This window comes from Mycobacterium sp. (genome assembly GCF_965277065.1).
In the GTDB taxonomy this organism is placed as follows: domain Bacteria; phylum Actinomycetota; class Actinomycetes; order Mycobacteriales; family Mycobacteriaceae; genus Mycobacterium.
In genome coordinates this window covers 1,164,751-1,182,757 of sequence record NZ_CBDIBT010000018.1, presented here as the reverse complement: position 1 = coordinate 1,182,757, position 18,007 = coordinate 1,164,751, and the positions used below count along the sequence as shown (strand labels likewise).

The 18,007-nt window shown below is 65.5% G+C and carries 17 protein-coding genes and 1 pseudogene; 5 read left to right on the top strand and 13 right to left on the bottom strand.

Features of this window, described 5'->3' with window-relative positions; translation table 11 throughout:
- A partial coding sequence (locus ACQY5A_RS17075; protein ID WP_428341477.1) for an RND family transporter occupies positions 1-2,808 on the top strand: 2,808 nt, incomplete at its 5' end.
- Positions 2,809-2,812: 4 nt separating this feature from the next.
- On the opposite strand, the gene ACQY5A_RS17070 is transcribed toward ACQY5A_RS17075, so the two are convergent.
- From ACQY5A_RS17070 to ACQY5A_RS17020, 11 genes are all read right to left on the bottom strand, one after another.
- Positions 2,813-3,646 carry a DegV family protein gene (locus ACQY5A_RS17070; RefSeq protein WP_428341476.1) on the bottom strand — a complete coding sequence of 278 codons (834 nt, stop codon included), beginning with the start codon at positions 3,644-3,646 and terminating at the stop codon, positions 2,813-2,815.
- Positions 3,631-4,362, bottom strand: a complete 732-nt coding sequence (octT, locus tag ACQY5A_RS17065; protein WP_428341475.1) for a diglucosylglycerate octanoyltransferase — start codon at positions 4,360-4,362, stop codon at positions 3,631-3,633. Before octT ends, ACQY5A_RS17070 begins: the two co-directional genes overlap by 16 nt.
- Entirely contained in the window at positions 4,352-5,032 is a 681-nt protein-coding gene (gene gpgP, locus ACQY5A_RS17060; protein WP_428341474.1) for a glucosyl-3-phosphoglycerate phosphatase, read from the bottom strand. Before gpgP ends, octT begins: the two co-directional genes overlap by 11 nt.
- On the bottom strand, positions 5,029-5,388 hold the full coding sequence (gene rsfS / locus ACQY5A_RS17055) for a ribosome silencing factor (RefSeq protein ID WP_428341473.1): 360 nt from the start codon (positions 5,386-5,388) through the stop codon (positions 5,029-5,031). Before rsfS ends, gpgP begins: the two co-directional genes overlap by 4 nt.
- Positions 5,385-6,005, bottom strand: a complete 621-nt coding sequence (gene nadD, locus ACQY5A_RS17050; protein WP_428341472.1) for a nicotinate-nucleotide adenylyltransferase — start codon at positions 6,003-6,005, stop codon at positions 5,385-5,387. The genes rsfS and nadD overlap by 4 nt, the downstream gene beginning before the upstream one ends.
- A gap of 74 nt (positions 6,006-6,079) precedes the next feature.
- Positions 6,080-7,093, bottom strand: coding sequence for a PE-PPE domain-containing protein (locus tag ACQY5A_RS17045; protein WP_428341471.1), 1,014 nt, complete (start codon positions 7,091-7,093; stop codon positions 6,080-6,082).
- A 157-nt stretch (positions 7,094-7,250) separates the two neighbouring features.
- Positions 7,251-8,693, bottom strand: coding sequence for a vWA domain-containing protein (locus ACQY5A_RS17040; protein WP_428341470.1), 1,443 nt, complete (start codon positions 8,691-8,693; stop codon positions 7,251-7,253).
- Between the two features lie 10 nt (positions 8,694-8,703).
- On the bottom strand, positions 8,704-9,579 hold the full coding sequence (locus ACQY5A_RS17035) for an AAA family ATPase (RefSeq protein WP_428341469.1): 876 nt from the start codon (positions 9,577-9,579) through the stop codon (positions 8,704-8,706).
- 22 nt (positions 9,580-9,601) lie between these two features.
- Positions 9,602-10,849, bottom strand: coding sequence for a glutamate-5-semialdehyde dehydrogenase (locus ACQY5A_RS17030; RefSeq protein WP_428341468.1), 1,248 nt, complete (start codon positions 10,847-10,849; stop codon positions 9,602-9,604).
- A gap of 21 nt (positions 10,850-10,870) precedes the next feature.
- Positions 10,871-12,274 (bottom strand): mechanosensitive ion channel domain-containing protein, encoded by a 1,404-nt coding sequence (locus ACQY5A_RS17025; RefSeq protein ID WP_428341467.1) that lies wholly within the window; start codon positions 12,272-12,274, stop codon positions 10,871-10,873.
- The gene (locus tag ACQY5A_RS17020; protein ID WP_428341466.1) at positions 12,271-14,451 is read right to left on the bottom strand and encodes an adenylate/guanylate cyclase domain-containing protein; all 2,181 of its coding nucleotides are present in this window, start codon (positions 14,449-14,451) and stop codon (positions 12,271-12,273) included. Before ACQY5A_RS17020 ends, ACQY5A_RS17025 begins: the two co-directional genes overlap by 4 nt.
- A gap of 197 nt (positions 14,452-14,648) precedes the next feature.
- On the opposite strand from ACQY5A_RS17020, the gene ACQY5A_RS17015 reads away from it, so the two are divergent.
- Both ACQY5A_RS17015 and ACQY5A_RS17010 read left to right on the top strand, forming a co-directional pair.
- On the top strand, positions 14,649-15,506 hold the full coding sequence (locus tag ACQY5A_RS17015) for a ribokinase (protein WP_428341465.1): 858 nt from the start codon (positions 14,649-14,651) through the stop codon (positions 15,504-15,506).
- A 28-nt stretch (positions 15,507-15,534) separates the two neighbouring features.
- Positions 15,535-16,089, top strand: coding sequence for an isoprenylcysteine carboxylmethyltransferase family protein (locus tag ACQY5A_RS17010; protein ID WP_428341464.1), 555 nt, complete (start codon positions 15,535-15,537; stop codon positions 16,087-16,089).
- 20 nt (positions 16,090-16,109) lie between these two features.
- Here ACQY5A_RS17010 and ACQY5A_RS17005 read toward each other — a convergent pair whose 3' ends face one another.
- Both ACQY5A_RS17005 and ACQY5A_RS17000 read right to left on the bottom strand, forming a co-directional pair.
- Positions 16,110-16,328 carry a hypothetical protein gene (locus tag ACQY5A_RS17005; protein WP_428341463.1) on the bottom strand — a complete coding sequence of 73 codons (219 nt, stop codon included), beginning with the start codon at positions 16,326-16,328 and terminating at the stop codon, positions 16,110-16,112.
- A 287-nt stretch (positions 16,329-16,615) separates the two neighbouring features.
- On the bottom strand, positions 16,616-16,849 hold the full coding sequence (locus tag ACQY5A_RS17000) for a UTRA domain-containing protein (RefSeq protein WP_428341462.1): 234 nt from the start codon (positions 16,847-16,849) through the stop codon (positions 16,616-16,618).
- Between the two features lie 19 nt (positions 16,850-16,868).
- On the opposite strand from ACQY5A_RS17000, the pseudogene ACQY5A_RS16995 reads away from it, so the two are divergent.
- Both ACQY5A_RS16995 and ACQY5A_RS16990 read left to right on the top strand, forming a co-directional pair.
- A pseudogene (locus ACQY5A_RS16995) lies at positions 16,869-16,991 on the top strand (hypothetical protein); the annotation flags it as partial.
- A 123-nt stretch (positions 16,992-17,114) separates the two neighbouring features.
- Positions 17,115-17,876, top strand: coding sequence for an SDR family oxidoreductase (locus ACQY5A_RS16990; protein ID WP_428341461.1), 762 nt, complete (start codon positions 17,115-17,117; stop codon positions 17,874-17,876).
- The last annotated feature ends 131 nt before the right edge of the window (positions 17,877-18,007 follow it).

The window sequence follows — 18,007 nt, the reverse complement described above, 5'->3', positions numbered from 1 at the left end:
ATCGGCTGGGTCGCCCTGACCGTCATCGTCAACGTCGCGGTCCCAACGCTGGAAGTCGTCGGTGAGGCGCATTCGGCGCCGATGGCTCCGCTGGACGCACCGTCGATGAAGGCGATGATGCGGGTGGGACACGACTTCGGAGAGTTCGACTCCAACAGCACGGTGATGTTCGTGGTGGAAAGCCAGCAGCCACTCGGCGAGGCCGCACACCGCTACTACGACGACATCGTGCGCAAACTGCGCAAGGACACCAAGCATATCGAGCACATCCAGGACTTCTGGGGCGACCGGTTCACCGCGGCGGGCGCCCAGAGCGCCGACGCCAGGGCCGCCTACGTGCAGGCCAATATCGCCGGTAACCAGGGCACCACCCAAGCCAATAACTCCGTCGAGGCCGTCCGCAAGGTCGTCGACGAAGAAAAGGCGCCACCCGGAGTGAAGGGCTACGTCACCGGCCCCGCAGCGTTGTCTAACGACACACACGTGATCGGCAACGGCAGTCTGGCGAAAATCACACTGTTCACCCTGGGTGCGATCGCGATCATGCTGCTTTTGGTTTACCGCTCGATCGTCACGACGCTGATCCAGCTCTTCATGACGTTTGTCGCGCTGGCCTGTGCCCGAGGCATCGTCGCAGTTCTTGGTTACAACAACGCATTTGGGCTCACCACGTTCGCGGCAAACATCCTGACGATGCTCGCGATCGCGGCCGGCACGGACTACGGGATCTTCCTCATCGGGCGTTACCAGGAAGCGCGCCGAGCCGGCGAAGACCGGGAGACTGCGTACTACACGACATATCGCGGAGTAGCTCCCGTCGTGCTGGGGTCGGGTCTGACGATCGCCGGCGCGACGTACTGCCTGAGCTTTGCGCGGCTGCCCTGGTTCAACACCATGGGCGCACCGGTGGCTATCGGGATGATCGTCGTGGTGCTGGCCGGCCTGACGCTGGGACCCGCCGTGGTTTTCCTGGGCAGCCGCTTCGGTCTCTTCGAAAAGAAGGGCCAGGGCCGCGGACGATTGTGGCGGCGGGTGGGCACCGCCGTCGTGCGTTGGCCCGCACCAATTTTCGCGGTGAGCGCCGCGGTCGTGCTGGTGGGTATGGTCGCGTTGCCCGGGTATAAGACGAGCTACAACGACCGCCACTACCTACCCGAAACTGCGCCGTCCAACATCGGGTATGCCGCGGCCGATCGGCACTTCTCCGAAGCCCGGATGAACCCGGACTTGCTGATGATCGAGGCCGACCACGATATGCGCAATACCGCCGACATGCTGGTGCTGGACAAGGTCGCCAAGAACGAGATCCGCACCGTCGGCATCTCGATGGTCCAGGACATCACCCGGCCGTTGGGAATTCCGATCCAGCACAGCTCAATTCCTTTCCAGAATAGCATTCAGAGCCAGACGACCATCCAGAATATGGGCTTTCTCAAAGACAGAATGAAAGACCTTCTGACGATGGCCGACCAGATGCAGATCATGATCGACGTGACGGAACGCCAGGCGAAGGTCACCCATGACCTGGCCACCGCCGCCCTCGACAGCGCGAAAACCACGCAGGAAACCTCCGAAATCACCGACACCCTGCGTGACCACATCGCGGATTTCGAGGACTTCTACCGGCCGATCCGCAGCTACTTCTACTTTGAGAAGCACTGCTACGACATACCGGTCTGTTTCTCGTTTCGGTCGTTGTTCGACTCGGTCGACGGTTTCGACCAACTCGCCGAGAAGTTCCACGAGCTCTCCGGCGACATCGCCCGCACCGCGGCGGCGTCCCACGAGTTGGAGCAGTTGATCCCGATCATGCTCAACACGTTGAAGACGACGCATGGTCTCACGCTGACCATGTACCAGACATTCCACGCCATGATCGACCAGATGGAGGCGATGAGTAACACCGCCATCGTCCAAGGGCAAAGCTTCGACAAGTCGCAGAATGACGACTTCTTCTACCTGCCGCCCGAGGCGTTCGCTAACCCGGAATTCATTCGCGGTGTGAAGATGTTCTTCTCCCCCGACGGAAAGTCGGTGCGGTTCTTCATCACTCACCAAGGTGACCCGATGACACCTGAGGGCATCGACCGGGTGGGCGCGGAGCGAACCGCTGCTCAGGAGGGAATCAAGCAGTCCTCGCTGTCGGACGCCAAAGTGTATCTCGGCGGAACCGCAGCGACCTTCCGGGACATGGCCGACGGTGCGAAGTACGACCTGATGATCGCCGTGGTGTCGGCGTTGACGCTGATCTTCATGATCATGCTGCTGCTCACCCGCAGCGTGGTGGCGGCGCTGGTGATCGTCGGGACGGCGAGCAGTTCGATCGCCGCGTCGTTCGGTCTGTCGGTGTTGATCTGGCAGGACCTGTTCGGCATCCATCTCCACTGGATCGTGTTGGCGCTGTCGGTCATCATCCTGTTGGCCGTCGGCTCCGACTACAACCTGCTGCTGGTGTCCCGGTTCCGAGAAGAGATACACGCCGGTCTCAAAACCGGGTACATCCGGTCGATGGCCGGCACCGGCGCGGTGGTGACCTCGGCAGGTCTGGTGTTCGCCTTCACGATGGCGGCCATGCTGGGCAGCGAGCTGACGGTGCTGGGCCAGTTCGGCTCGACGGTTTGCATCGGTCTGTTACTCGACACTTTGATCGTGCGAACGCTGTTCATGCCGTCGCTGGCGACGCTGCTGGGCCGCTGGTTCTGGTGGCCGCAGGTTGTCCATCCCCGCGGCGACCACGCCAAGCCGAAGCCGCCGGCGGCCGTCACCGAGGACGCCAACACCGCGCCGCTGGCCGTGCACAAGTCGTGACGAGCTAGTCGTCCACTTCCACGCAGACGCCGAGCGCGCCGGCGCCGACATGTAACGCCAGCACCGGGCCCAGCCCGGTGACGATCGCCGGCTCGCAGCCGGGCAACCGCTCGGCGAGCGCGCCGGCCAGGTTCTGCGCACCGTCGGGGTTGGCGACATGATGGACCGCGATCGAGGCGCGCCGCTCTCCGACGATCTCGCATACCCGGTCGATCATCGTCGCGACTGCCTTGTTGGCCGTCCGAACCCGTTGCGCGAGAACCAGTTTGCCGCCATCGATGCGCAGTAGCGGCTTCAGCGACAGCTTGGTGCCCAACCACGCCCCCGCGCCGCCGATGCGTCCGCTGCGGCGCAGATTGTCGAGGTGATGCACGACGATGAACCCGTGGTTGCGGTCGGTCGCGGCCGCCGCGGCTGCGGCGACGGCATCCAGATCGGCGCCATCGGCGGCGGCCCGCGCCGCCGTCATCGCGATGAATCCGGTGTTCATCCCGGTGAACTTCGAGTCGAGAACTCTTATGCCTGAACCGATCTCGGCGGCGGCGGACTCGCCAGCGGTCAGCGTTCCCGACAGCGCCCTGGACAGGTGCACGGCCACCACACCGTCGCCCCCACTGTCGGCCAGCGCCTGCCGATAGACCTCGGCCAGTTCGGCGGGTGTCGCGGCAGCCGTGGTGGCGTGGCCGTGGTCGTGGATGTCGTCGGGAATCTCGTCGACGCCGTCGCGAAGGTCGGTGTCGTCGAGCAGGACGTGCAGCGGAACTTGGCGGATCCCCCACTGCCGGCGCCACTCGTCGGGAAGCCGTGCCGACGAATCGGTGACTACGACGACGGGCATCGAACGCCCGCTTCGGCCAACGCCTTCAGCATCAACTCCGCGACCGCGGTATGCGCTTCGAAATTCCAGTGAATGCCGTCAGGATTGCCGCGACCGTTCATCACCTCGCCGGCGACGGCGGCTTTGAGGTCGACCAGTGGGACGTTGTGCTGGTTGGCCCACTGGGTTATCGCCGCGACGGTGCCGGCCCGCCCGTGATGGGCCTTTCCGTAGGCCTCGGCGATGTGCACCGACGGCAGCGACGCAACCATCGGGATGCCCGGCCGGTTGAAATCGATTGCGCCACGGGTCTCTTCGAGATACTCGGCGCTCAGCTGCGGCGGAAGCGCGGGCCTTGCCACCGGCGACAGCCGCGGCTGCAGCCAGCCGTAGGCCTCTCGAGCCAAGCGGCGCAGCCACGGTGGGCGGACATAGCGGATGAGCTCCCGCAGCGCGGTGGGCAACGGCGAAGGCAGCGAATCCATTCCGCTCGTCGCGAAGACCACCGCCCCGGCCCGGGGCAGGGCTGCCCAAGCTCGCGGATCCTGGGTGGCCGCCCACCAGATATCCCGGCATGTCCACCCGATGCGGCCGATCAACTCCAAGTCCCAACCGAGTTGTGCAGCAACAATATTGGGCCAAATGCGCGGATCGTCGGACGGTAGCCCACCGGTCGGTCCGTAGTAGGCCAGCGAATCGGCAAAGACCAGCAAGGTCGGCCGAGGCTCAGAGGACATCGCCCGCAACCTGTGCCGATGCGTTCCACACGTCGAGCCGCCAGCGGATCGCGTCGAAGGCGTCGGCGGCCGCGCCGCCAGCGGTGTGGCCGGACAGCTGCGTCCAACTGGCATTGCCCATACCGCCCAACGCCGGCCAGTTGCCGACCGGTAGCCGCAGCAGCGCCGCGGTCAGTGCGGCGATCAGCCCGCCGTGGGCGACCAACACCACCGGGCGTGCCGGTTCTTCGTCGGCGCCCCACTCGGGTTCACCGGCGACTAGCTCGGCGACCAGCGGCACGCTGCGCGCGGCCACGTCGACCCGGTTCTCCCCGCCGTGCGGCGCCCAGCTGGCGTCGTCGCGCCACGCCAGCCGCGCACCTGGCGCTTGCGCATCGATCTCGGTGTGGGTCATGCCCTGCCAGTCGCCGAGGTGCGTCTCGCGCAGCCGATCGTCAACGTGGACCGGCAAGCCGGTGCGCTCCCCCAACGCCACCGCGGTGTCGTATGCGCGGCGCAGATCGGAGGACACGATGAGCAGCGGCTGGTGCTTAGCGAGCGCCTCGGCTGCGGCCACCGCCTGCGCCCGGCCCAGCTCGGTCAGCTCGGTGTCGAGCTGGCCCTGCATCCGGCTGCCGAAATTGAACGCGGTCTGGCCGTGCCGCAGCATCACCAGCCGCCGGACCGTCATGACAAATCCACCGCTAGGACGGGACAGTCGCGCCAGAGCCGGTCGAGGGCGTAGAAATCGCGCTCGTCCTGATGCTGGATGTGCACCACGATGTCGACGTAGTCCAGCAGGGTCCAGCGGCCCTCGCGGGTGCCCTCGCGGCGGGCGGGTTTGTGTCCGGCCACGCGCATCTTCTCTTCGACCGCGTCGACGATGGCGTTGACCTGTCGCTCATTGGACGCCGACGCGATCACGAAGCAGTCGGTGATCACCAGTTGATCGGATACGTCGATGACCACGACGTCGTCGGCGAGCTTGGCGGCCGCCGCGCGTGCGGCAACTCCGGCCATCTCGATCGCCTCAGCTGCGGCGGTCACGTCTGCTCCCCCGGTTTGCGGTAAAGGTCGCGCTTGGAGACGTACTGCACGACACCGTCGGGCATCAGGTACCACAGCGGGCGGCCCTGCGCGGCACGCAGCCGGCAGTCGGTGGAAGAGATTGCCAGAGCTGGGATTTCGACGAGGGACAGCGCATCCTCGGGCAGGCCGTCGAGGACGCCGGCAAGATGCTCGCTGCCGAGCTCGTAGCCGGGCCGGCTGACGCCGACGAACCGCGCCGCCGCGAACAGCTCGTCGAGGTCCTGCCACGACAGGATGGACGACAGTGCGTCGGCGCCGGTGATGAAGTACAGATCGGAATCGGGGTTGAGCGACTGCAGATCCCGCAAGGTGTCCTTGGTGTAGGTGAGGCCGCCGCGGTCGATGTCGACGCGGCTGACCGAAAACCGCGGATTGGCCGCGGTGGCAACGACCGTCATCAGATAGCGGTCCTCGCCGGGGCTGACCTCGCGACCCTTGAGCCAAGGCTGGCCGGTCGGCACGAACACCACCTCGTCGAGATCGAACCGGTCAGCGACCTCGCTGGCGGCGACCAGGTGCCCGTTGTGGATGGGATCGAACGTCCCACCCATGACTCCCAGCCGCCGCTTTTGCACGGTTTGCCAGCTTACTTGAGCTTTTCGGCGCGGCTCACCGCGCGAGCGTCAGCGCGAGTTGATCGGGGATGCAGTTAGAAGTAGGCCGGGTTGAAGAGGTCTTTGACGGTGTCGAGCAAGGCAGTGATCGCTCCGCTGTCCGCAATGCCGTGGGAGAACGCGCCCAGCAGCGCGGCGCCGTCGTTGATGATGGCGCCCATGTCCGATCCGTCAGGGATGGTGATGGTGGTGGTCAGGCCGGTGGTCAGCGCCATGCCGCTGGCGACTTCCTCCGGCGTCAACCCCAGGTATTCCACGTGGGTGGTGAAGAAGTGGTAGAGATCGTTCCCGAGGGCTTCCAGAGGGCTGCCGCCACCGGCGAGGACGGCGTTCCAATCCTCCTGCCAGTCGGCGACCCCGTCGGTGTCGATCGTGTAGACGGTCGTCGGGTACAGGTTGTCCGGTGTGTAACCGGCGAGTAAGCCGCCGGGGGCGAACTGGTCCTCGTTGATGGCGGTGAGAAGGTCGTTCGTGAGAGTTGTCCCGGTCGTACCGCCGCCGAACAATTGGATCAGGTCCTTATAGATGTTCGTCGCGATCCCGTTCGCGTCGCTCGGGTCGCCGATGAACACGAAATGCAGGTCTTCCTTGGGAATGCCGTCGGTCGCGAGCATTTTCTCGGCCGCCGAAGCGGCGATGGCGCTCTGCGAGTATGCGAACACCGCCAGCGGATCGGAGGGGCTCATCAGACCGTCGTGATATTCAGCTTCGATCGCGTACACGAGGTTGGTCTCGTCCTGAAGGCTGCTAGGGCCGAACTCGAACACCTCCGGCGTCGTCAACACCTGCAACGAACCGTCGCATGGCAAGTTTCCGGCCATGTCGCAGATCGACGTGCCGTCAGCGAACCCCAACGGCTGTAGAAACAGCTGGTCCGCGGCGTCCGCGTACGCCGTCGACGGTGTCGGTTCGGCTGTGCCGCCGAGAAAGATCGCATGGGTGCTGCCCAGCAGTGGGTCGTCCACGTCGGCGTGGGCCGCTGTTGAGAGGGCGATCGACACAGCGGTCGCACCGAGGATCGGCGCGATGACGCGAAGACTTTTCAGCATGACGACCCTTATGTTTATCTGATGGCGAGCTCACCTACGCCATCACATGCCACACCAGTAACGTTAGCTGGGGGTCACTCTTTTTAGAGTCCACCCAGAGCAGCGACCCGTGCGGCGCGCGGGGCTGGTGAGGTTTGCGCTACCGGCTCCGCCAGCGCTAGACCGGCAGCAGCTGGTCGATCACCGAAGCCAGCTGCTTGGCCGAGCGGCATTCGTGCATGGTGATGACCTCCTGGTAGCGGGGCACCGCTGAGTCGCCGCTGCCCCACAGGTGTTTGGGCTCCGGGTTGAGCCAGTGCGCGTGCCTGCTGGCGGTCACCATGTGGGACAGCACGTCGATGGCCGGGTCGCGATAGTTGGTCCGCCCGTCGCCGAGCACCAGCAGTGAGCTTCGCGGCGAGAGCACGTTCGGGTGGTCCTGGATGAACGAGACAAACGCGTTGCCGTAGTCGCTGTGGCCGTCGCGGGTGTAGACGCCGGCCTCGCGGGTGATCCGCTGGATCGCGACGGCGAGGTCGGCGTCCGGGCCGAACATGTGGGTGACCTCGTCGCTGGTGTCGATGAACGCGAAGACCCGGACCCGAGAGAACTGCTGCCGCAGGGCGTGCACCAGCAGCAGCGTGAAGTGGCTGAAGCCGGCGACCGAGCCGGACACGTCGCACAACACCACCAGTTCCGGGCGGGCCGGCCGGGGCTTGCGCAGCACCAGGTCGATCGGCACACCGCCGGTGGACATCGACTTACGCAGCGTCTTGCGCAGGTCGATCGCGCCCGCCCGGGCCCGGCGCCGCCGCGCGGCAAGCCGGGTGGCCAGCGTGCGGGCCAGCGGCTGCACGACGCGGCGCATGGACCGCAGCTGATCACCGGAGGCGCGCAGGAATTCAACGTTCTCGGACAACTGCGGGATGCCGTACATCTGGACGTGGTCGCGGCCGAGTTGCTCGGCGGTGCGCCGTTTGGTCTCGGCGTCGACCATTTTCCGGAGCTGGGTGATGCGCTGCGCGGCCAGCGCTTTGGCGATCTGCTCTTGGGTCGGGGTGGGCTCGTCGCCGTACGGGGCGAGCAGGCCCGCCAGCAGCTTGCCCTCCAACTCGTCGAGCGCCATCGACTTCAGCGCCTGATACGACGAGTACGACGGTCCGCGGCTGGAGTTGTATTTGCCGTAGGCGTCGACGATCTGGGCGATCATCGCGACCAGCCGATCGTCCATGTCGGCGAGGTCGGGGTTGTCGGTCAGCAGATCCAGCAACATCTGCCGCATCGCCTCGACATCGTCGGGCGGCAACTGCATCTCGGGATCGATGGCGTCTTCCTCGGTGACCGCCGCCCGGGTGCCGAGCGCGGCCGGCCACCACAGGTCGAACATCGCGTCGTAGGTCTCGCGGTGCTCGGGCCGTCGCAGCACCGCGCACGCCAGACCTTCGCGCAGGATCTCGCGATCACCGAGACCGAGGACCCCCATCACCCGGCCGGCATCGACGGTCTCCGACGGGCCTACTGAGATGCCCTGTCCGCGTAGCGCTTCGACGAACCCGACCAGGTGGCCCGGCAGGCCATGCGGGGCCAGCGGCTGGCTGGGGCGAACTCGTCGGACGGCCATCAGCGACGCTTCAGTTCAGCCGCAGTTCGGAGGTGGCGCGAGTTTGGTCGGACTGGTGCTTGAGCACCACACCCATCGTCGCGGCGATGGTCGCGTCGTCGATGGTGTCCAGGCCGAGGGCCAGCACGGTGCGTCCCCAGTCGATGGTCTCGGCCACCGATGGCACCTTCTTGAGCTGCATGCCGCGCAGCACACCGATGATGCGCACCAGTTCTTCGGCGATGTGTGCCGGCAGTTCCGGGACGCGGGACAACAGAATTCGGCGTTCCAGCTCGGCGTTGGGAAAGTCGATGTGCAGGAACAGGCAGCGACGTTTGAGCGCCTCGGACAGCTCACGGGTCGCGTTGGAGGTCAGCACCACGAACGGCGTCCGCTCCGCCGTAATGGTGCCCAACTCGGGGATCGTCACAGCGAAGTCAGACAGCACCTCCAGCAGCAGGCCTTCGATCTCGATGTCGGCCTTGTCGGTTTCATCGATCAGCAGGACGGTGGGGTCGGTGCGCCGAATCGCGGTCAGCAGCGGCCGGGACAGCAGGAATTCCTCGGTGAACACGTCGGTCTTGGTCTGGTCCCAGTCGTTGGACCCGGATTGAATCCGCAGGATTTGCTTGGCGTGGTTCCACTCGTAGAGCGCGCGAGCCTCGTCAACGCCCTCGTAGCACTGCAGGCGGACCAGTTCAGAACCGGTGGCCTGAGCGACGGCGCGGGCGAGTTCGGTCTTGCCCACTCCGGCCGGGCCTTCCACCAGCAGCGGCTTTCCGAGCCGGTCGGCCAGGAAAACGGCTGTCGCAGTGGCGGTGTCCGGCAGGTAGCCGGTCTCGGCCAGCCGCCGGCCGACATCGTCGATGTCGGCAAACAGCGGCGCCGGCCGCGCGGGCACACTCACGTCGTTTTTCTCCTCAGCTATCTCAGACCGGGCGGGTCTGGCCGTCGCCCCAGCCGATCCACTTGGTCGAGGTCAGTTCCGCGAGCCCCATCGGGCCGCGGGCATGCAATTTCTGGGTAGAGATGCCGATCTCGGCGCCGAACCCGAACTGCTCACCGTCGGTGAAACTCGTCGAGGCGTTCACCATCACTGCGGCTGCATCTACGCCCTCGGTAAAGCGTTGCGCCGCAGCCATGTTCGATGTGACGATGGCTTCGGTGTGCCCGGTGCCGTATTCGTTGATGTGAGCGATCGCGGCGTCGACGCCGTCGACGATCTCGACCGCGATCTCCATCTCGAGATATTCGCGCCGCAAATGCTCATCGTCGGGGTCGAGATGAACGGTGACACCGGCGTCCTGCAGCGCGTTGATCAGTCGCGGCATGGCCTGGTCGACGATCGACCGGTCGACCAGCAACGTCTCAGCCGCGTTGCACACGCTCGGGCGACGGGTCTTGGAGTTCAACAGGATTCGCTCGGCCATGTCGAGATCGTTGGCATCGTTGACGTAGACGTGGCAGTTGCCGACACCGGTCTCGATGGTCGGCACCTGGGAGTCACGGACCACCGCGTCGATCAGGCCGGCTCCCCCCCGCGGGATCACCACGTCGACCAGGCCTCGGGCCTGGATCAGATGCGTGACCGACGAGCGGTCGGCCGACGTGAGCAGTTGCACGGCGTCGACGGGCAGGTCCTCGCCGCGCAGCGCTTCGCGTAGCACCTCGACCAGCGCCGCGTTGGAGTGCACCGCGGAAGCGCTGCCACGCAGCAGCGCCGCGTTGCCGGATTTCAGCGTCAACCCGAACGCGTCCACGGTGACGTTGGGCCGGCCTTCGTAGACGATCCCGACGACACCGAGCGGCACTCGCTGCTGACGCAGGGCCAGACCGTTGGGCAGCGTGTAGCCGCGGAGTACCTCCCCGACCGGGTCGGGCAGACCGGCGACTTGACGCAACCCCGCCGCGATCCCCTCGACGCGGGTGGCGTCCAACGCCAACCGGTCGATCATGGCGGTCGGGGTGTCGGCGGCGCGGGCCGAGCTCAGGTCGTCGGCATTGGCCGCCAGGATCCGGTCGGTGTTGGCCGCCAGCGCATCGGCGGCGACCCGCAACGCGTGATCCTTGGCAACGGTCGGCAGCGAGGCCAGCAGCCGCGCGGCCACTCGGGCCCGGCGTGCCGCATCGTGCACCTGCTGGCGCACATCCACCGCCGAGAAGGCGTGCACACTCATCGACTCAGGGTAGCGGGCAATCTAGCGTCGGGTAGAGACGGCCCCGATCGCCGATGTCTCCTTGCGGCGGTCCTCGATGATCCGGCCCAATTCCTGCAGCAGTAACGGGGTCCGAAGCACGAGATCTTCGATGTGCTCGCGATCGATTTCGAGCGCCGTCACTTCTTCCAGCGCGTACGCGCCGGACAGACTCGGTTGCCGGGTCAGCGTGCTCAACCCGAGGAACGAGCCCTCTTCCAACATGCTCAGCGGAATGACCGAGCCGTCGTCGGCGGTAATGGTCCGTCGAATGCTGCCCCTGACCAAAAACGTCATCGACGTGGGCACTTCGCCTGCGTACTGGACGATTTCGTCAGCGCCGTACCGGATCATCCTTGCGTGCGCGATCAATGATTGTTGGTCGGTCAGGCTCAGCCGCATGGCGGGCGCCACCACGTCTCGCATCGCAATCTGTACGCGCGCCGGCGTGGAGAATTCATCGGTCGCACCGTCGAGATGGAGGCCCTCGCGTCTGGCCGCGTACCAAATCCACCGTAGGAAGGTGGCTTTCGCGGCGCCGTCATCGGCGGGCGACTTCAGTGCGATGCTGACCTGGTACTCACCGGAACCGGCTGCCGAGGATGTCGGTGCGACGTCGGCTTTGCGTTGCGGGAGGGCACGTGCGACCCGGATCAGGAGAAGACGCACCCGCTCTGGCGGATCCTCGACCGAGAACGTCGTGCTGATCGACAGCTTGTGCGAGCCGGGTGGCCGGCTGAGGTTGGTGAACGACGTTGCGGCCAGCACCGAGTTCGGCGTGATCTGCAGCCCGTGGCCGGTCTGGATGTGGACGGCGCGCCAGTTGGCCTCCACGATGCGTCCGCGCGCAGCCGGAGTGTCCAGCCAGTCCCCGATCCGGAATGGCTGCTCGAACAACATGAACAACCCGGACACGATCTGACCGACGGAGTTCTGCAGCATCAGGCCGATGACCACCGAGGTCACGCCGAGCGCGGTGAAAAGGCCACCGACGCGCACACCCCAAACGTAGGAGAGGATCAGCGCGAGGCCGACTGCAATCAGCAAAAACCTTGTCACGTCCCGGAATATCGCAGGCACCCGCTGGCGCCATGAGCCCTGCGGCGCTCCTTCGAACACCGTGGCGTTGAGCCCCGACAACAGCAGGAGCAGCACCACGAAACCGAATACGGTCGCGAGCAGCCGCACCGAATCGACGTGGGTGGGCACCCGCGCCACTTTGACCAGCAGCACCAGCAGCGCCGCCAGTGGCACCAGGTAGCTGCGCAACAGATTGACCGGCCTGACCAGGGCGCTGTTGCCGCGGCGCACCAGGAATTGCTGCCACTCGGTGAGGCTGATCAGCAGCACGGGCAGGCCGATGGCCAACCCGATGGCCCAGTACGCCCACAACGCGTCGATGTTCATTTGCGCTCCGTCAATCGCCAGATCGCCTGCTCCGCGCCGTCGACCAGGACGGTTCCCGCACTGGCGAATTGGCGAATATCGCGCATCACCTCATACACGTCCGTGGTCACAAATATTCCGGATTCCGTTGTGCCGCTGCGCATCTGGTGGGCCAGATTCACGGCGGTACCCCACATGTCGTAGATGACGCTGGATCTGCCGACCAGCCCGCTGATCACATTGCCGGTGTTGACACCGGCCCGGATACTGAGGTGGTAGCCCTTGCCGGAATTCAAACGCTCCATGATCCGCTGCATCTCGACGGCGAAGTCGATGGTTCGGGGCACGCTGTCCAGCCGGGGCACGGTCAAACCGCAGCTGGCCAGATAGCCGTTGTGCACGGTGCGAATCGGCTCGACGCCAAAGGTTTCCGCCGCCGAATCGAGTTCGCGCATCAGCTCGTCGACGATTCCGACCAGTTCGTCGCCGGACAGCCCGCTGGAGATCTCGTCGAGCCCGATGATGTCGGCGAAGATGACCGTCACATCCTGATGCTCAGTTGCAATGGTCTGCTCGCCGTCGCGGTAGCGCTGCACCACCGTTTCGGGCATCAGCGACAGCAACAGACGGTCATTCTCCTTGCGCTGCTCGGTGAGCAGCCCCTCCTTGATCTCCAGGTTGCGGCTCATCTCGTTGAAAGCCGCAGTGAGGTCGCCGATCTCGTCGTGTGAGGTGACCGGTATCGCGACGTCGTAATTCCCGGCGCCGATCTCCTCGGCGCCGTCCTGAAGGCGCCGGACGGGCCCGACGAATCGCTGTGCAATCAGCATCGCGAGCACACACAGCGCGAAAACCGTCGCGGCGGCCGTCACGACCAGCGTGCGGGCAAACGACGCTATCCGCGCGTAGGCCTCCTCACTGTCCCGGGTAGCCAGGATCGACCAGCGCAGATCGGAATTCGGAATGGCCACCGGGGCATACGCCGCGAGCTCCTGGTCGCCCAGATAGCCGGTATCCATGACCGTCCCGCTCTGCCCGCGCTGCGCGGCGCGGAACGCCTCGGTCTGGACGGGTTGCACCAACGTGGTGCCATGCCACCGCATCGCCTTGGCGACAATGTCCGGTGGGGTGCCCGCGGCGACTGCGTCGCGTTGATACTGCTCCGGATCCTGCAGGAACAGTCTTGAGTCGGAACGCATCAGCCCGTCCGGGCCGGCCAGATACGTCTCGGCCGTTGCTCCCATCCCGGCGGCCTTCCAATGCTGGTCGGCCGTCATGATCCGGTTGACCTTCGAGATCGGCAGCGGCAGGGCCATGACACCACTCGTCTTGCCCGCCAAGCCGATTGGAGACACCAGCCAGGCGATGGGCATTCCCCCCGCCGCCTGGAACGGCTGAAAATCGGTGATCCAGACGAAGTCGACCGAATCAGCGGTCATTGCCTTTTCGTACGCGCCCCGCAAGTTCGACGCGCGATACGGGCCATTCAGGATGTTGGTACCCAGAGCGGGACCCTTGTTGACGCTGTAGACCACATTGCCGCGGGTGTCGAGCAGCATCGCGTCGCGGTATTCGAATCGGGTGGCAATCTCGCGAAAGTATTGATCGAAGCGCACATTCGCCGCCGACCATGCGCTGCCGTCTCCCGCATCTTCGGGCGGAGTAGCGGCGCTCGCGGCCGGAATTGTGTAGCGCAGTTGCAGGTATCGCTGCGCGTTGTTGCTGGGCAGCAGCGCGGCCAGGTCGAGCTTCTGCCCGGTCGTCTGCTGGATCGGTGTGACCAGCTTGTCGGTGTAGAACTTCTCCAGCACTTGTTGCTGCCCGGGATCGGCCGGGGCGTCGACCAATTGGTCGAATCCCGCCGCGAATGCCTGCACCGCTTCATCCGCGGTGAATCCGCGACTGTAAATCGCCAGCGAGTTCGACAAGTCGGCAAACAGCATTTCGATTGCGCGTTTCTGCCCTGCACGCAACTGGGTCATGCGTTCGGAGGCGATGGGCATCAGCGTGCGGCGACCGGTCACGTAGCCCACGACACCGATCACCGCCAGCGACCCGAGGCTGGCGACCAGCAGCATCACCATGATCTTGGACTGGATGCTCAATCTGCCCCGCTGCCGCGGGCGACCGCGCCAAGCACTTCTCGCCGGGACCGGTTGCTCGAGCGGTGCCGGATCAGCGGAGACCTGCGGTGTCAATCAGCGTCCTTTCGCAGCCTGATCGCTGTGCTCCTCACCGGGCCGTACCGGCCCGCATCGTCGCAAAGCGGCGACGGACCAAAAGACCCAGATCAGGCAGCAGAATATCGCCTACTGCGGGGCGAAAACGGATTTGCCGAAAACCGTTATCAACACGACGTTTGTGTATTCGAGGTCTTCTCCATAACGTCGGCGCAATGACGCGGGTTTGTGTGGTGGGCAGCGTGAATATCGATATCGGTTTCGATGTCGACACATTGCCCGGTCCGGGTGAGACGGCATTAGCGGCCTCGATGCGTTCGACACCCGGCGGCAAGGGCGCGAATCAGGCGGTGGCATCGGCGCGCGCGGGCGCGGACGTGCAGTTTGTCGGCGCCGTCGGCGACGACGCCGCGGCAGCCCAATTGCGCGCGCACCTCGAAACAAACGGCGTCGGAACTGACGGGCTGATCACCGTCGCAGGGCGTAGCGGCAACGCGGTCGTCATCGTCGACTCCGGCGGCGAGAACATCATCGTGGTCGCACCGGAGGCCAACGGTCGGCTGACGTTGGGCGAGACGACACTGCGCAGCCTCGTCGCGAACAGCGATGTGTTGTTGCTGCAGTTGGAGATCCCCGTCGCCACCGCGACGGCCGCTGCGCGCGCGGCACACTCGGCCGGGTTGACCGTCATCCTCAACGCGTCACCGCCGGGCCCCAACGAAGCGGAGCTGGCTCAGCTGGCAGCAGTGATCGACGTCCTGGTCGTCAATGAAACCGAGGCAGCCCACTGGGTTTGGCCTGCCCCGCATCGGGTGACCACCCTCGGCGCGCGCGGCGCCAGCTACCGCGGCGACGGGGCGGAGTTCACCGTGCCCAGTCCCGCCGTGGAGCCACTCGACGCCTCCGGCGCCGGCGACGTGTTCGCCGGCGTCCTGGCGGCCGGCTGGTCCGGCGATCGCGACCGCGCGCTGCGGCGAGCCTGTGCCGCCGGGGCGCTCGCGACGCTGGTCTCCGGCGCCGGCGACTGCGCGCCGTATTCCGGCGCGATCGACGACGCGATGCTGACGGGCTGATGACCATGTCGCCGTCGCCGCCATCGCGGTGGCGTTGCTCGCGGTCTTCGCTGTACTCGGATTCGGCTGGCGCACTTGGCTGCAACGACGGTGTACCGGCTCGTACGGATTTCACGGGGTCAGCGGACGCGTGGGCTCGGTGGAATGGATCGCCGGTGTCGGCTTCGTCGTGGCGATGGCCGTGGCGGGACTCGGGCCACTGTTGCAGTTCGTCAACGTCACCGCACCACTGCACGTCTGGGCGTCGGCGTGGCTACACGTCGCAGGGGCCGCTGTGGCGGTGGTCGGCATTGCGCTGACGATCTGGGCGCAGCTGGAGATGGGCGATTCCTGGCGTATCGGCGTCGACAGCGAGGAAACGACTCAGCTCGTGCACAGCGGAGTTTTCGGCCTGCGCAACCCGATCTACTCCGCGATGCTCGTCTTCGAATTCGGGATCGCGCTGTTGGCAACGAATCCGGTGACCATAACCGGATTCGTCCTGGCGCTCGGTTCACTCGAGTTGCAGGTCCGTGGGGTCGAGGAGCCCAGTATCGGGACTACACCGCCCGGGTCGGCCGGTTCATTCCGGGCGTCGGGTTGATTCGTTGAGAGAAGTCGCTGTCAGGCCGCCAGTTCGGTGCCATCGTCCGGGCGACGCTCACCGAACCTGCGGGAACCATCGATTGCCGTCGGGGCGGTCGCCTCGGCCTCCGACTTGCGGCTTCGCGTCGTGACATCCGTTCCCCGCTCGCTCGTCGCGGCAAAGCTGGTGGACATCCCGTCAACGATCAACACCCCGAACAACAACAAAAAAGCGATTCCTACCAGGTTCAAGAGCATTGTCGACACCTTCCGTGACCACGCCTAACGAGCGCGTCGCTGCGTTACCTACCTCACGTCCAAGGAGTCGAGCAGAGTCTTTATTCCCCTTACTCCATATTATTTTAGCCAGGTGGTTCCGGGGCGGGCGGGACTGCGGGCTAGCGCCGCACGTCGTGGGTGATCGCGAGACCATCGCCTTAAGGTCAGCGCCTCGGCGCTCTCCCGCATCAGCACTCGACTCCGGTTAGGCGACAGCAGAATCGACACGTAGTGGTGTGGCACGCCCGCCACGAAAGCCAGCCGCTTCACCCGAAGCGGCGCAGACCCGATCGGCACATCGAGCAGGCTTGCATTGCGTGACCGGCGATCTCGGCGGTGACCTCGTGCTGCATCCGGTCAACGACAACGTCTGCGTCGGAGAGCAACTCGTAGAGCGGCGTTTCTCGCAACGCCGATGCGCTCAACACGTCGGAAAGTTCGGCCGGCAGCCAGGCTTCGGTGGTCATCAACGGCTCGTCGGTTCTGCGCTCGCGCCGCACTCGCAGGGACGCGGCGCACGCGAGGCTCGCGCCGCACAACCACGTCGATACCGGCTCCCCGTACGCCGTCGAGTACGTCTGGGGCCGCCAAGTCGGGGACCACGATCGACCCATGAATATCATCGGAACCCTGGCGCTGTGACCTGGAGCCAACACGTACGTTGCAGAGTTCAACAACGCCACTGGGCGGCGGTCCGGCAACCCAGCAGCGCCAGAAGCGAAGCTGCCCGATCAACGAGCCCACTGGGCACAAGGAGAGACTCCTATGACCGACACACTGCACGGGGCGACGGCTGTCATCACCGGGGCCTCTAGCGGAATCGGGGCGGCCACCGCACTGGCGATGGCTGCCAACGGCGCAACAGTCGCATTGTTCGCCCGCCGAAAGAACCTTCTCGACACTCTCACGAGGAGGATCAACGACACACACAATGAGGCGGCACGGGCTTATGCCGTGGACATCACCGACGCGCCCGCCGTCAGGGCTGCACTGGACAAGGTGACCCAAGACTTGCGCGGGATCGACATCCTCGTCAACTGCGCAGGAACCGGGACATGGGGACCTGCAGCCGAGGCGGACCTGAGCAAATGGCATGCGATGGTCGAGGTCAACCTCAATGGAGTCCTCAACACCACCCACGCGGCGCTGCCGCACCTGACCCGCGCCGCCCAAGGCGCCCGCGGCGTTGCCGACATCGTCACCGTCAGTTCCATCGCGGGTCGCAAGGTTCCAGGCGCCAACAGCAACGTGTACGCCGCCACCAAACACGCCGTCGCAGCGTTCTCCGAGGCGCTTCGCCAAGAGCTCGCCGACCGGCACGTCCGAGTCGGCCTGATCGAACCAGGCATCGTCACCACAGAGATGACAACAAGCGGAGATCCACACGCGCCAGACGCACGCAACCCGTCCGGACTCGGCGTCCTAGACCCCAGCGACATCGCCGATGCCATCACTTACATGACAAGCCGACCACGCCACGCAGCGGTCAACGAGATACTGATACGCCCGACCGAGCAGGTCCTTTGAGTCTTTGAAGGGGGCAGGCTGCTGTTCCGTGTTGCTTGGTTGATGACGCACATATGCTGCTGCGTTTCGTGATTGGGATTGGTTGACGTGAGGGCTCAGGCCAGGACGCTGCGCATCGGCCGTTTGACTCG

Coding starts and splice junctions, on each gene's coding strand:
- ACQY5A_RS17005 (WP_428341463.1), bottom strand. CDS start 16,328: ATGCTCTTGAACCTGGTAGGAATCGCTTTTTTGTTGTTGTTCGGGGTG.
- gpgP (WP_428341474.1), bottom strand. CDS start 5,032: ATGACGGTCCGGCGGCTGGTGATGCTGCGGCACGGCCAGACCGCGTTC.
- ACQY5A_RS16990 (WP_428341461.1), top strand. CDS start 17,115: ATGACCGACACACTGCACGGGGCGACGGCTGTCATCACCGGGGCCTCT.
- ACQY5A_RS17030 (WP_428341468.1), bottom strand. CDS start 10,849: ATGAGTGTGCACGCCTTCTCGGCGGTGGATGTGCGCCAGCAGGTGCAC.
- ACQY5A_RS17040 (WP_428341470.1), bottom strand. CDS start 8,693: ATGGCCGTCCGACGAGTTCGCCCCAGCCAGCCGCTGGCCCCGCATGGC.
- ACQY5A_RS17045 (WP_428341471.1), bottom strand. CDS start 7,093: ATGCTGAAAAGTCTTCGCGTCATCGCGCCGATCCTCGGTGCGACCGCT.
- ACQY5A_RS17070 (WP_428341476.1), bottom strand. CDS start 3,646: ATGCCCGTCGTCGTAGTCACCGATTCGTCGGCACGGCTTCCCGACGAG.
- ACQY5A_RS17015 (WP_428341465.1), top strand. CDS start 14,649: ATGACGCGGGTTTGTGTGGTGGGCAGCGTGAATATCGATATCGGTTTC.
- ACQY5A_RS17025 (WP_428341467.1), bottom strand. CDS start 12,274: ATGAACATCGACGCGTTGTGGGCGTACTGGGCCATCGGGTTGGCCATC.
- octT (WP_428341475.1), bottom strand. CDS start 4,362: ATGTCCTCTGAGCCTCGGCCGACCTTGCTGGTCTTTGCCGATTCGCTG.